The 12,198-nt window shown below is 67.6% G+C and carries 14 protein-coding genes; 6 read left to right on the top strand and 8 right to left on the bottom strand.

Annotation, left to right across the window (positions count from 1 at the left end; all coding sequences use genetic code 11):
- Nucleotides 1–904, bottom strand: a 904-nt coding sequence (locus tag N7590_RS20535) for a LysR family transcriptional regulator (RefSeq protein ID WP_279935846.1), incomplete at its 3' end; no start/stop codon positions are given.
- 141 nt (nucleotides 905–1,045) lie between these two features.
- On the opposite strand from N7590_RS20535, the gene N7590_RS20530 reads away from it, so the two are divergent.
- Both N7590_RS20530 and N7590_RS20525 read left to right on the top strand, forming a co-directional pair.
- A complete protein-coding gene (locus N7590_RS20530; protein WP_053450766.1) occupies nucleotides 1,046–1,492 on the top strand; it encodes a universal stress protein in 447 nt (148 codons plus the stop codon).
- A gap of 5 nt (nucleotides 1,493–1,497) precedes the next feature.
- Nucleotides 1,498–1,968: a hypothetical protein gene (locus tag N7590_RS20525; RefSeq protein WP_164241438.1), complete on the top strand. Its 471-nt coding sequence runs from the start codon at nucleotides 1,498–1,500 to the stop codon at nucleotides 1,966–1,968.
- 34 nt (nucleotides 1,969–2,002) lie between these two features.
- Here N7590_RS20525 and N7590_RS20520 read toward each other — a convergent pair whose 3' ends face one another.
- The 5 genes from N7590_RS20520 to N7590_RS20500 all read right to left on the bottom strand — a co-directional run bounded on the left by N7590_RS20520 (nucleotide 2,003) and on the right by N7590_RS20500 (nucleotide 6,909).
- Nucleotides 2,003–3,448 (bottom strand): GGDEF domain-containing protein, encoded by a 1,446-nt coding sequence (locus N7590_RS20520; protein ID WP_053450768.1) that lies wholly within the window; start codon nucleotides 3,446–3,448, stop codon nucleotides 2,003–2,005.
- Nucleotides 3,449–3,607: 159 nt separating this feature from the next.
- On the bottom strand, nucleotides 3,608–4,438 hold the full coding sequence (gene fghA / locus N7590_RS20515; RefSeq protein WP_164241439.1) for an S-formylglutathione hydrolase: 831 nt from the start codon (nucleotides 4,436–4,438) through the stop codon (nucleotides 3,608–3,610).
- A gap of 50 nt (nucleotides 4,439–4,488) precedes the next feature.
- Nucleotides 4,489–5,598 carry an S-(hydroxymethyl)glutathione dehydrogenase/class III alcohol dehydrogenase gene (locus N7590_RS20510; RefSeq protein WP_053509608.1) on the bottom strand — a complete coding sequence of 370 codons (1,110 nt, stop codon included), beginning with the start codon at nucleotides 5,596–5,598 and terminating at the stop codon, nucleotides 4,489–4,491.
- Nucleotides 5,599–5,657: 59 nt separating this feature from the next.
- Nucleotides 5,658–5,933: a formaldehyde-responsive transcriptional repressor FrmR gene (gene frmR / locus N7590_RS20505; protein WP_005411009.1), complete on the bottom strand. Its 276-nt coding sequence runs from the start codon at nucleotides 5,931–5,933 to the stop codon at nucleotides 5,658–5,660.
- Nucleotides 5,934–6,003: 70 nt separating this feature from the next.
- Complete coding sequence (locus tag N7590_RS20500; protein ID WP_053450772.1) at nucleotides 6,004–6,909, bottom strand: LysR family transcriptional regulator; 906 nt, start codon at nucleotides 6,907–6,909, stop codon at nucleotides 6,004–6,006.
- A gap of 131 nt (nucleotides 6,910–7,040) precedes the next feature.
- On the opposite strand from N7590_RS20500, the gene N7590_RS20495 reads away from it, so the two are divergent.
- Together N7590_RS20495 and N7590_RS20490 are read left to right on the top strand one after the other, a co-directional pair.
- Nucleotides 7,041–8,144, top strand: a complete 1,104-nt coding sequence (locus N7590_RS20495; protein WP_164241440.1) for an alkene reductase — start codon at nucleotides 7,041–7,043, stop codon at nucleotides 8,142–8,144.
- 59 nt (nucleotides 8,145–8,203) lie between these two features.
- Nucleotides 8,204–8,620 (top strand): VOC family protein, encoded by a 417-nt coding sequence (locus tag N7590_RS20490; RefSeq protein ID WP_164241441.1) that lies wholly within the window; start codon nucleotides 8,204–8,206, stop codon nucleotides 8,618–8,620.
- A 12-nt stretch (nucleotides 8,621–8,632) separates the two neighbouring features.
- On the opposite strand, the gene N7590_RS20485 is transcribed toward N7590_RS20490, so the two are convergent.
- Nucleotides 8,633–9,328, bottom strand: coding sequence for a hydrolase (locus N7590_RS20485; protein ID WP_164241442.1), 696 nt, complete (start codon nucleotides 9,326–9,328; stop codon nucleotides 8,633–8,635).
- A gap of 84 nt (nucleotides 9,329–9,412) precedes the next feature.
- Here N7590_RS20485 and N7590_RS20480 point away from each other — a divergent pair, with 84 nt between their 5' ends.
- Entirely contained in the window at nucleotides 9,413–10,066 is a 654-nt protein-coding gene (locus tag N7590_RS20480; protein ID WP_164241443.1) for a TetR/AcrR family transcriptional regulator, read from the top strand.
- Nucleotides 10,067–10,133: 67 nt separating this feature from the next.
- Here the strand turns inward: N7590_RS20480 and N7590_RS20475 are convergent, their stop codons facing one another.
- Nucleotides 10,134–11,018, bottom strand: coding sequence for a LysR family transcriptional regulator (locus N7590_RS20475; protein ID WP_164087585.1), 885 nt, complete (start codon nucleotides 11,016–11,018; stop codon nucleotides 10,134–10,136).
- Nucleotides 11,019–11,125: 107 nt separating this feature from the next.
- On the opposite strand from N7590_RS20475, the gene N7590_RS20470 reads away from it, so the two are divergent.
- On the top strand, nucleotides 11,126–12,184 hold the full coding sequence (locus N7590_RS20470; protein WP_006469517.1) for an NAD(P)-dependent alcohol dehydrogenase: 1,059 nt from the start codon (nucleotides 11,126–11,128) through the stop codon (nucleotides 12,182–12,184).
- The last annotated feature ends 14 nt before the right edge of the window (nucleotides 12,185–12,198 follow it).

Raw genomic sequence — 12,198 nt, 5'->3', positions numbered from 1 at the left:
CAGCGTCGGCGTCGCACATGCTCTTGATCGCACGGCGCAGCCAGCGGTGCGCCGGGTCGTTGTCCATGCGCGGGTGCCAGGCCTGCACCAGCGCCACCGTGCGTACTGGCACCGGCAACGGGAACATGCGCAGTGGCAGCCCCATGTAGGCGATGCGATCGAGCATCACGCTGGGCATCTGCGGCAGCACCAGGTCCGAGGCGGCTGCAGCAAAGATCGCGCCATGGAAGGTGGGGATGACCATCGCCACCCGCCGCTGCAGGCCCAGCTGTGCCAGTTCGTCGTCGATCGGCCCATGCGCGATGCCGCGCCGCGAGACGGCGATGTGGTCGCAGGCGGCAAACCGTTCGGCGGTGATATCGCCGTCGAACAGCGGATGATCCTTGCGCGCTGCGCCCAGCAGGGCCGTGGTGAACAGGTTCTGCACCTTGGTTTCCTGCGTATGCTTGCCGGCAGTGCTGATATACAGGTCGATCCGGCCCTGCACCATCGCGTCATCGTCGGTATCGCCTTCGGGCATGAACCGCAGCGTGCAGCCTGGCGCGTGCTCGCGGAACACGTCCCGCAGGCGGCCGCCGTAGCTGCCGATGAACACGTCGTTGGCGCGGATGCTGAAGGTACGTTCCAGGGTCTGGATGTCCACCTCGCGCCCTTCGTTGAACACCCGATGGGCCTGCTCGATCACGTCGCGCACCTGCTCGCGCAGTTCCAGCGCGCGTGGGGTCGGCGCCAGGCCGCGGCCGGCGCGTACCAGCACCGGGTCGCCCAGCGCGTCGCGGATCCGCCCCAGGGTGCGGCTCATGGCCGGCGCGCTCAGATTCATGCGCCGAGCCGCTCCGGCGACGCTGCCTTCGTCCAGCAGGATATCCAGGGCCAGCAGCAGGTTGAGATCGGGCAAGGGCATGGCAGTCTCCAACAAATGGAATGACTCTACGACACTCCAAGTAAAAGTCGATTGCATGCCATGCACGTATTGCCTGCGCCGCACGGCATGGGTGCGCGCGGTGACATCGGCCACCATCCCCAACCTGCCAAGGAGACATCCATGTTCAATACCCTGCTGGTCGCCCTGGACGGCGGCCCCCAGCACGCGCGCGTGCTGGACCTCGCCGCGGCCATCGCCGGCCCGCGTAGTCGCCTGCACCTGCTGTGCGTGCTCGATCCCGAATTCGCGCTGGCCGCCGATGCCAGCGAAGCCGACCGCATCGAGTATCCGGAAGCCGCCCGCCAGCGCTCGCGCGCCGAAGCGGTGCTGGCCGAAGCCCTGGCCGAACTGCGCGAACGCGGCGTCGATGCCATCGCGCAGATTCCCTCCGGCGACCCCGGCGAAGTCATCAGCGAACAGGCCAAGCGCCTGAAGTGCGATCTGATCGTGATCGGCCACCGCCACCTGTCCCGCCTGCAACGCCTGTTCGAACCGTCGATCGGGCAATGGACCATCGACCACGCGCCCTGTCCCGTGCTGGTGGAAACCCGCGACCCCCAACCCTAGCTGCCATGGCCTCCCGTTCCCCCTTGTTTCCTACCCGCGTCAACTACCGGGCATTCGGCCGCCAGTTGGGTCGTGGTGAACAGGCGCTGCTGGCGGCAATACGCCAACTGCGCGAGCCCGACCTGCGGGCCGATGGGCTGGCCGGGTTGAGCGACCTCGGCCTTGATCCCGAGGGCTGCGACACGTTCATCAATCTGCTGCCGCTGCTGGCCACGCCTGCCGCGCCGATAGATCTGCTGCGGTCCGGCTCGCCGTTCATCGCCGCCAGCGAACTGGACCTGCTGGTCTGCCTGCTGCGTATTGCACAGTGGCGGCACGCACGCCCCCGCGACGATGACACGCTGGCGCCGTTGCGCCGGCAACTGGCACGCTGTGCACTCGCGGTGCACGCGGCGAAGCTGCCACTGCGGCAGCGCTCATTGTCACCGGTCGGGCTCCGCCTGCTCGATCCGGGCGGCTGGCTGCGGCAGCGATGATGCGCACGCGCAGGCACCACGGGAACCATGGCCTTCAGCAATCCATCGTGCCGTGCGTGCTGCCTTCGTCATCCAGTACATGCGCGTGCAGCACCACCTGGTTGCGGCCGGCCCGCTTGGCGGCATACAGGCCGGCATCAGCGTCCGCCAGCAACTGATCGGCACTGGCCAGGGCCGGTGGATGCAGGTAGCCCACGCCGATGCTGATACTGACCGACCCTTCCGGCAGCGGCAGGGCCTCCACCGCCTCGCGCAGCCGTTCGGCCAGCGCCAGCACGCCCGACAGCGCGCTTCCAGGCACGATCACCGCGAATTCCTCGCCGCCATAGCGCGCCACGCTGTCGCCAGCGCGGCCGGCGATGGCCTTCAACACCGCGGCCACGGCCTGCAGGCAGCGATCGCCAGCCGGATGGCCGTGCTGGTCGTTGAAGGCCTTGAAATGGTCGATGTCCACCAGCAGCAGGCCCAGCGGGCTGCCACTGCGCCGTGCGCGGTTCCACTCCGCCAGCAGCAGCGCGTCGAACTCGCGGCGGTTGGCAACCCCGGTCAGGCCATCCTGGCGCGCCAGCTGGTCCAGGCCGGCCTGGCGTTCCATCAGGTCGGTCTGCAGCAGGATGCTGCGCAGGCCGAAGCCCAGCGTGGCCACCACGAAGCCACTGACCGCCAACGGTCGCGCGTGGTCGACCACCAGCGTGCCCACCACCAGCAGCAGCAACGGCAGGATCATCGGCCCTGCAGCCTGCACGGTGCGCGCCAGCCGTGGATGCGGCGCCGAGCCCGGTACCGGTGCCCGGCTCAACGCCAGCAACGCCAGCAGCAGGAACGGCAGGTCGATCAGCAGATCGTTGTAGGCACCGAAGGAATCGCCCGATGTGTAGTGGTTGATGTAGTAGGCCACCAGCAGGTACGCCAGCGCGTACAGCGCCAGTACCCGGAAGAAGCCGCGCCGCTCGGGCACGTCACCGGCCAGCCAGCGCACCACTGCGAAACCTGCTATGCACAGGTTCTGGATATCGAACATGCGCTGCATGCTGGCCATCGCCGAATCGTCGATATCGATACGGGCGGCGAACGATTGCGTATGCACGAAGAACAGCACGCCCAGCAGCGCCGCCATCGCGGCGTCGATCAGGCTGATGCTCAGCCGCTCACGGCGCGCGCGGGCCAGGATGAACACCAGCGGGACGCCATACAGCACGTACAGGAACAAGCTGGCCTGCGGCGTGATATCGGCGCGGCCGGCGCCGAGTGCATCGATCATGTTGAAGGCCATGCCGCCGGCCCACAGCAGCAACGCCAGCGCCGTGGCACGCCAGCCAAGCGCGGCACGGTCGCGGCGCGCCCGCCACAGGCAGGCCATCGCCGCCAGCAGCGGCGCGCCGGTCAGGAAAACGAAGGAGCCCACGCCGGTCGCCCCCGGCCACAGGGCCACGACCAAGCCATGGCACAGCACGTACAGCAGCGCCAGCACTACCGGCATGCCTCCCCCGATCCGCAAGGCCGTATGCGCGCACGATAGCGCGGCGTCGCGCCACGATGGCGTGATCCAGCGCAGAAAAAAGGGGACGGAGGGGATTAAGTCGCTTTCGGCACAATGGCAAAAGCGACTTAATCCCCTCCGTCCCCTTTTCCGGGGGTGTCAGCCTTGGAGGGCGCGGGCGTGGTGTGCCACGTGCCCGCCGATGAAGCTGGCGATGAAGTAGTAGCTGTGGTCGTAGCCGGGCTGCAGGCGCAGGGTCAGCGGGTGGCCGGCGGCATCGCAGGCCTGCTGCAGGCGCTCGGGCTGCAGCTGGGTCTGCAGGAACTCGTCGGCCCCGCCCTGGTCGACCAGCAGGGGCAGGCGCTCACTGGCCGTCGCCACCAGCGCGCACGTATCCCACTGCGCCCAGTCGGCCGGGTTGTCGCCCAGGTAGGCGTGGAACGCCTTCTGCCCCCACGGCACGTGGCTGGGCGCAACGATCGGCGAGAACGCCGACACGCTGCGGTAGCGCCCCGGGTTGCGCAGCGCGATCACCAGCGCACCGTGGCCGCCCATCGAATGGCCACTGATCGCACGCGCGCCGGTCGCGGGGAAGCTCGCCTCGATCAGCGCCGGCAGTTCCTGCGCCACATAGTCATGCATGCGGTAGTGCTTCGCCCACGGTGCGCGGGTGGCATTGAGGTAGAACCCTGCACCCTTGCCGATGTCGTAGCCTTCGGCATCAGCCACGTCATCGCCGCGCGGGCTGGTATCGGGCGCAACGATGATCACGCCGTGCTCGGCCGCATAGCGCTGCGCGCCGGCCTTGGTGATGAAATTCTGCTCGGTGCAGGTCAGCCCGCTCAACCAGTACAGCACTGGCAGCACCTGTGTCTCCGCCTGTGGCGGCAGGTACACGGCGAACTGCATGTCGCAGCCCAGCGTGGTCGAATGATGACGGTAGACGTCCTGCCAGCCACCGAAGCAGGCGCGGTGTTCGATGCGTTCCATGGGTTCCTCCCGAGGGGTGGCAGGCCTTCAAGCCTGCCCCCCGGCGTGGCTTAGTAGTGGACCACCGAACGGATCGACTTGCCTTCATGCATCAGGTCGAAGGCGTCGTTGATCTTGTCCAGGTCCATGGTGTGGGTGACGAACGGCGCCAGTTCGATATCGCCCTTCATCGCATCCTCGACCATGCCCGGCAGCTGGCTGCGGCCCTTCACGCCACCAAAGGCGGTGCCCATCCACTTGCGGCCGGTCACCAGCTGGAACGGACGGGTGGAGATTTCCTGCCCAGAACCGGCCACGCCGATCACCACGCTCTGGCCCCAGCCACGGTGCGCGCATTCCAGCGCCGCGCGCATCACGTTGACGTTGCCGATGCATTCAAAGCTGTGGTCCACGCCCCAGGTGGTCATCTCGACGATGACCTGCTGGATGGGCTTGTCGTGGTCCTTCGGGTTGATGCAGTCGGTAGCACCAAACTCGCGGGCCAGCTCGAACTTGGACGGATTGGTGTCCACCGCAATGATGCGGCCGGCCTTGGCCTGGCGCGCACCCTGGATCACCGCCAGGCCGATGCCGCCGAGGCCGAACACCGCCACGCTGTCGCCTTCCTGCACCTTGGCGGTGTTGTGCACCGCGCCGATGCCGGTGGTGACGCCGCAGCCGAGCAGGCAGACGTGTTCCGGGTTCGCGTCCGGATTGATCTTCGCCAGCGACACCTCAGCCACCACGGTGTACTCGCTGAAGGTCGAGCAGCCCATGTAGTGGTACAGCGGCTCGCCGTTGTAGCTGAAGCGGCTGGTGCCGTCGGGCATCACGCCCTTGCCCTGGGTGGCGCGCACCGACACGCACAGGTTGGTCTTGCCGCTCTTGCAGAACAGGCACTCGCCGCACTCGGCGGTGTACAGCGGAATCACGTGGTCACCCGGCTTGACGCTGGTCACGCCCTCGCCCACTTCCACCACGATCCCCGCGCCTTCATGGCCCAGCACCACCGGGAACAGGCCTTCCGGATCATCGCCGGACAGGGTGAACGCATCGGTGTGGCAGACACCGGTATGGGTGATCCTGACCAGCACTTCGCCGGCCTTCGGCGGGGCGACGTCGATCTCGACGATCTGCAGCGGCTGGCCGGGACCAAAGGCGACGGCGGCACGGGACTTCATGGTGGATTCTCCAGGAAAGCAAGGGAAACAGGATGCGCGGCGCGACGTTGCGCCAACGTTTACTTCAGGTACGAGCGGATCAATGCGCTCATGTCGCGCACGCGTTCGGCGCGTTGTTCATCGGAAGCCGCAGGCTGGCCGAACTCCTCGCGCAGATGCGCCTCCATCACCTCGGACATCAGGCCGTTGACCGCGCCACGGATGGCGGCGATCTGCTGCAGCACCGGCCCGCAGTCGGCACCGGCTTCCAGCGCACGATCGAGCGCGTCGCACTGGCCGCGGATGCGGCGCACGCGGGCCAGGACCTTCTTCTTCTCTTCGGGGGAGTGCGGCATGGCGGGGCCACCTCGGAACTATACTGGGGGATAGTATACACGCAGCCCCGGGCGGCTCAATCCCGCGCGCTCAATCGAACAACCCCTCGCCCGCCAGCCGCGTCAGTTCATCCACCACGTAGCGCACTTTCGGCCGCAGGTGACGGGTTGGCGGCCACAGCGCGTGGATGTCGATGTGGCGCTGCATGTGCGCGTCCAGCACCGATTGCAGCGCGCCGGATTGCAGGTGACGGCGTACCAGCGACGCCGGCATCTGGCAGATGCCCAGCCCGGCGATGGCGGCGTCGATCACCGCATCGCCGTCGTTGAGCTGGTAGGCCGCGTTGGGGATGAAGGTTCCTTCGGCATCATCACTGCCGATGCGCCACGCCACCGGCTGCCCGTGGCGGAAGCCAACGATGCTGCGGTGCTGTGCCAGTTCCTCCACACTGCCCGGCACGCCGTGCGCCTGCAGGTAGGCCGGCGCGGCGCAGGTGACCAGGCGCTGGCGGCCCAGCCGGCGCGCGACCAGGTGCTCGGCCTGGTGCAGGCCGCCGAAACGGATCAGCAGGTCGATGCCTTCCTCGACGGGATCGACGAAGTGATCGGTGAAGGTCATCGTCAGCTGCAGGTCCGGGTATTGCCGGCACAGGCGCAACAGCACCGGCAGCACCACCAGCCGCCCGAACGAGGACGGCATGTCGATGCGCAGCCGCCCGCTGGGCAGGCCGGCCGAGCCCAGGCAGGCCTCGGCGGCGGAAATCTCTTCCAGCGCGGCCGCACACGAAGCGTAATAGGCCTCGCCATCGGTGGTCAGCGCGATGCGCCGCGTGGTGCGATGGAACAGGCGCACGCCCAGCCGCGCTTCCAGCCGGGCGATGGCCTTGCCCACGGCCGAGCGCGAGATGCCCAGCGTATCGGCGGCCTCGGTGAAACTGCCCGAGCGGGCCGTGGTGACGAACGTGACCAGGCCATTCAAGGATTCCAGCGGCAGCATCTTCAATCCCTCATTAGGGACAAATAGTCCCGCACCAAGGGAAATCGAAGCGCTTTATGCGCCCGCATGTCAACTCCATCCTGTGTGCATGGCGCCGCTGGCGCCCCTCCCCCCGCACCGAGATGATCGACATGACCGCTGCCCTGTTCCACCCGTTCGACCTGGCCGGCACTGCCCTGCGCAACCGCATCGCGATGGCGCCGATGACCCGTGCCCGCAACCCCGGATCGGTCGCCAACGACCTCACCGCGCAGTACTACCGGCAGCGTGCCAGTGCCGGCCTGATCATCAGCGAAGGCACGCCGGTCTCGCCGCAGGGCCAGGGCTACATCGACGTGCCGGGCATCTGGTCGGCCGAACAGGTGGCGGGTTGGAAGCAGGTCACCCAGGCGGTGCATGCCGCGCAGGGCACGATCTTCGCCCAGCTCTGGCACGTGGGCCGCATGTCGCATGCCTCGCTGCAGCCCGGGGGTGGCCAGCCGGTCAGCGCCGGCACCCGCCCGGTCGCCAGCGCACCAAAGAACACCTCGTTCGTGTACCTGGACGACGGCAGCCGCGGCCACGCCGATCCCACTCCGGCACGTGCGCTGGATACGGCCGAGATTCCAGGCATCGTCGACGACTTCGTGCGCGGTGCCGACAACGCGATCGCCGCCGGCTTCGACGGCATCGAACTGCATGCCGCCAACGGCTACCTGTTCGAACAGTTCCTCAACCCGCTCATCAACCAGCGCGAGGACCGCTACGGCGGCTCGCTGCCGAACCGTGCGCGGTTGATCCTGGAGACGGTGGATGCGATGGCCGAACGCATCGGCGCGCACCGCATCGGCGTGCGGCTGGCCCCGAACAACCTCACCTTCGACATGCCGTTCTACCCCGACAACGAAGCCACCTATCTGTACCTGGCCGAGGAACTGGGCAAGCGCGGGCTGGCCTACGTGCACCTCAACGACAATCTGCAACAGGGTGAATCGGTGCTGGGTGAGGCGTTCCTGCAGAAGTTCAAGCAGTCTTACGGCGGCACGCTGATCCTGGCTGGCGGCATGACCCGCGAGCGCGCCCTGCAGCTGGTCGAGGCCGGTACCATCGATCTGGCTGCGTTTGGCCAACCGTTCATCGCCAACCCGGATCTGGTCGAGCGCCTGCAGCACGACATCGCACTGGCCACTCCGGACCGCAGCAGCTACTACGGTGGCGGCGAAGCCGGCTATCTCGATTACCCGCGCGCGCAGTAGATCCACGCCATGCGTGGATGCGGGCGTACACTGCCTGCCCGCATCCACTGAGCCTGCTTATGGATACGCCCACCGCAGCGTTCATCGTCAATCTCGACGTCCCCGATCTGGCCGCGGCTGAAGCCTTCTACACCGAAGCCTTCGGCCTGCGCATCGGCCGCCGCCTTGGCCCGGGCGCCGTGGAACTGCTCGGCGGGCCAACCCCGCTGTACCTGCTGCACAACGAGGCAGGCGGCGCCGCCACCGAAGACGGCGACGTGCGCGACTACGAGCGCCATTGGACGCCGCTGCACCTGGACTGGGTGGTGGATGATATCGAGGCCGCACTGGCGCGTGCGGTTGCGGCCGGGGCGACGCTGGAGCAGCCGGTGCGCGGGCGTCGCTGGGGTCGCATCGCGGTACTGGCCGATCCGTTCGGCCACGGCTTCTGCCTGATCCAGTTCAGTGGCGAAGGCTACGACGCGCTGGTTGACTGACCGGCGCGCCGGTCACCACGGCAACGGCACCGCCTCGCCGTTGGCGCGCTCGCCGTAGTACAGCGACGGCAGCAGGCGCGAGAGGAAGCTGAACTCCGTGTAGCAGTGCCTGAGCAGGCCCAGTCCGACCGCATCGCTGGCATCGCGCTGCGGTTCGGCGCTGTCCAGGCCCAGCACGAATCGGCTGCGCAGCACGCAGCCGAACGGCGTATCGCGCGCGACGTGCAACATCTGCCCATCGCAGGGGTCGCCATGCGCATCCAGGCGCACGTGATCGCCAAAACCGATGCGTGCGGCGATCACCGCCGACACATCACCCGCATCCTGCGCCGCCTGCAGGCGCTCGGGTGCAAGCAGCGTGCGCGGGTCATGAAACTTCAGCCGCGCTGCCACCGGCGGAATGTCGGCCAGCGATTCCACCGCATGGATGCTGGCGCCATGGTAGCTGCGGCCGCGCTGCCAGGCTGCGTCCCAGCCGCGATGCTCGACGTGATCGAGCGGATGCCACCAGCGGATGTGCTGGGTGGTCTCGAAGAAGGTGAACCACCAGTCGAGCATGCGGCCCTTGCAGCCGTGCAGATCGGTACGAACGGCCACCCGCAGGGTGCCGTCTTCGCGGCGCTGGATGCCGGTCTCCAGACGCATCGGCGCCGGGTCGAGCAGATCGTGGTGGTCCAGCCAGGCGCGAGCGTTCACAGCGGTATCCATCGACGTTTCCTGTGGGTTGGAGATTCAACAATACGGAAACGATATACGTTTCGCAATTAATCGGATGCGGTAAGATGGGGCGCAATGAACAGCACCACCCTGCCCGAGCCCACAACGCCGACCCGTCGCCGCGGTCGCCCCGCGCGACCGGAAGCCGAAGTCCGCCATGCGGTACTGCAGGCCACCCTGGAACTGCTGCTGGCACAGGGTTACGAAGCGACCACCATCGAAGCGGTGGCAGCGCATGCCGGGGTAGCGAAGAAGACCGTGTACCGCCATGCCAGCAACCGCGAGGAACTGGTGGGGTTGGCGGTGCGTGAGTGGACCGACGGCTTCGCGCCGCAGCTGCAGCGTGATGCCCGCAACGCCGACGAAGTGCTGCCGCTGCTGCACGCGATCCTGCAGGCGGTCTGCGCACAAGCGCTGTCGGCGCAGGCAGTGCAGGTGTTCCGCCTGCTCGCCACCGACTTCCCCGGCAAGGACGCGCTGCTGCAGGCCTATCTGCACAACGGCATCGAACGCGGCCGCGTGCTGCTGGCCGACTGGCTGGCGCGGCAGCAGCAGCGCGGGTTGCTGCGCGATGCAGACCACGCGTGCACGGCAAGGCTGATCCTGGCGATGGCCGTGGCCGAGCCACTGCGCGAGCGCGTGATCGGCGTGGTGGCCGAGGATGCGCCGGTGGACGTGCATCTACATGAGTGCGTGGCGTTGTTGGGGCCGGTGTTGCAGATGCCGTAGCCTGGCGCCATCCAGGGATGCCCTGCCCCGGTGGGTGCCGATCGGTGGTCGGCACTCCTGCAGCGACTCACTCGCGCAGCATGTCCACGAACGCACGCAGCGCCGCCGGCATCTGCCGCTGCTTCGGGTAGTACAACGCGAAACCGGCGAACGGTTCGCTCCAGTCTTCCAGCACCGCCACCATCTGCCCCGAGTCGATGTATGGCCGCGCGGTGTCTTCCAGCACGTAAGCCAGGCCGATGCCATCAAGCACCGCGCCGACCACGGTGCCCTGCTCGCCCAGCGTCAGCCTTCCGGGCACGTCGATCTCCAACGCCTGCCCACCACGCTCGAACTGCCACTTGTACAGATGGCCGCTGGCGAAGCGGAAGCGGATGCATTCGTGTGCAGCAAGATCGCGCGGATGCTGCGGGGCTGGACGTCGCCGCAGGTAGTCCGGCGCGCCGACGATCAGCCCGCGCAGCGGCGGCCCCATCGGCACTGCCACCATGTCCTCGGGGATGAACTCATGCAGGCGCACGCCGGCGTCGTAGCCTTCGGCAACGATATCGACCAGGCCATCGTTCTCGGTCAGCTCCACCCGCACGTCCGGATGCGCGTGCAGGAAGCGCGCAAGCCGCGGCCCCAGCTGGGTCGCCACCGCCGCGCGGGTGGCGTTGATGCGCAGCAGGCCGGCCGGGGCGGCGCGGAACTGGTTCATCTCTTCCAGCGCGTCATGCACCTGGCCCAGGGCCGGCTGTAGTCGCTCCAGCAGGCGTTGCCCGGCCTCGGTCAGGGCCACGCTGCGGGTGGTGCGATGGAACAGGCCCACCCCCAGCCGTTCCTCCAGCGCGCGGATCGCGTAGCTCACCGCCGAGGTCGAAAGCCCCAGCTCGGCGCCGGCACGGCGGAAGCTGCGGTGACGGGCGACCGCCGCGAACGCGGCAAGGTGGGATAGATTGTCAGTGGCCATGATTGTGCAGTTTCACTTGATGAATCATGCCGATATCCGGGCTTCTTGCCGCTGGGTACGGGGCGTATTGTAAAACGCCTTTCGACAAACCCTGCCAAGGATTCCCCATGTCCCTCGCCCGTGGTTACGCCGCCCATTCACATACCGACCCGCTGATCCCGTACGAATTCGAACGCCGCGCGGTCGGGCCGGACGATGTCCGTATCGAGATCCTCTACAGCGGCATCTGCCACTCCGACCTGCACCAGGCCCGCGACGACTGGGGTGGCTCGATCTACCCGATGGTGCCCGGCCACGAGATCATCGGCCGCGTGACCGAAGTCGGCAGCAACGTCACCCGTTTCAAGGTCGGCGACCACGCCGGCGTCGGCTGCATGGTCGACTCGTGCCGCCACTGCGACGCCTGCGAGCACGACCTGGAGCAGTACTGCGCCGAAGGCGCGACCTGGACCTACAACGGCCGCGAACGCCAGAGCGGTGCACCGACCTACGGCGGCTATTCCGACCACGTGGTGGTCGAGCAGCGCTTCGTGGTGAAGGTGTCCGACACCCTCGACCTGAAGGCCGCCGCGCCGCTGCTGTGTGCCGGCATCACCACCTGGTCGCCGCTGCGCCACTGGAAGGTCGGCCCGGGCCAGAAGGTCGGCGTGATCGGCCTCGGTGGCCTCGGCCACATGGGTGTGAAGTTTGCCAAGGCACTCGGCGCGCACGTGGTGATGATCACCACCACGCCGGAAAAGGGTGCCGACGCCAAGCGCCTGGGCGCCGACGAAGTGCTGGTCTCGCGCGACGCTGCACAGATGAAGGCACACGCCGGCAGCTTCGACTTCCTGCTCAACACCATCCCGGTCGGCCATGACACCAACCCGTACATGGGCCTGCTCAAGCGCGAGGCGACCATGTGCCTGGTCGGCGTACTGACCGAGCTGGACCCGCCGCTGACCGGTGGCAGCGTGATCTTCGGCCGCAAGCACCTGACCGGTTCGGCGATCGGCGGCATGGCCGAAACCCAGGAGATGATGGACTTCTGTGCCGAGCACGGCATCGTCAGCGATGTCGAGATGATCGACATCAAGAACGTCAACGAGGCCTGGGAGCGCATGGCGAAGAACGATGTGCGCTACCGCTTCGTGATCGACATGGCGACGCTGCCGAACGCCGCCTGATCCAGGGCGGATGC

The organism is Stenotrophomonas sp. GD04024, assembly GCF_029837545.1.
GTDB classification, from domain to species: Bacteria; Pseudomonadota; Gammaproteobacteria; order Xanthomonadales; family Xanthomonadaceae; genus Stenotrophomonas; species Stenotrophomonas forensis.
Note: the sequence above shows the minus strand (reverse complement) of the source record. Positions and strands in the feature narration are given on the sequence as shown.

Bases quoted from the DNA above. Each gene is read 5' to 3' on its own strand.
- N7590_RS20530 (WP_053450766.1), top strand. From the start codon at position 1,046: ATGTTCAATACCCTGCTGGTCGCCCTGGACGGCGGCCCCCAGCACGCG.
- N7590_RS20525 (WP_164241438.1), top strand. From the start codon at position 1,498: ATGGCCTCCCGTTCCCCCTTGTTTCCTACCCGCGTCAACTACCGGGCA.
- N7590_RS20520 (WP_053450768.1), bottom strand. From the start codon at position 3,448: ATGCCGGTAGTGCTGGCGCTGCTGTACGTGCTGTGCCATGGCTTGGTC.
- fghA (WP_164241439.1), bottom strand. From the start codon at position 4,438: ATGGAACGCATCGAACACCGCGCCTGCTTCGGTGGCTGGCAGGACGTC.
- N7590_RS20510 (WP_053509608.1), bottom strand. From the start codon at position 5,598: ATGAAGTCCCGTGCCGCCGTCGCCTTTGGTCCCGGCCAGCCGCTGCAG.
- frmR (WP_005411009.1), bottom strand. From the start codon at position 5,933: ATGCCGCACTCCCCCGAAGAGAAGAAGAAGGTCCTGGCCCGCGTGCGC.
- N7590_RS20500 (WP_053450772.1), bottom strand. From the start codon at position 6,909: ATGCTGCCGCTGGAATCCTTGAATGGCCTGGTCACGTTCGTCACCACG.
- N7590_RS20495 (WP_164241440.1), top strand. From the start codon at position 7,041: ATGACCGCTGCCCTGTTCCACCCGTTCGACCTGGCCGGCACTGCCCTG.
- N7590_RS20490 (WP_164241441.1), top strand. From the start codon at position 8,204: ATGGATACGCCCACCGCAGCGTTCATCGTCAATCTCGACGTCCCCGAT.
- N7590_RS20485 (WP_164241442.1), bottom strand. From the start codon at position 9,328: ATGGATACCGCTGTGAACGCTCGCGCCTGGCTGGACCACCACGATCTG.
- N7590_RS20480 (WP_164241443.1), top strand. From the start codon at position 9,413: ATGAACAGCACCACCCTGCCCGAGCCCACAACGCCGACCCGTCGCCGC.
- N7590_RS20475 (WP_164087585.1), bottom strand. From the start codon at position 11,018: ATGGCCACTGACAATCTATCCCACCTTGCCGCGTTCGCGGCGGTCGCC.
- N7590_RS20470 (WP_006469517.1), top strand. From the start codon at position 11,126: ATGTCCCTCGCCCGTGGTTACGCCGCCCATTCACATACCGACCCGCTG.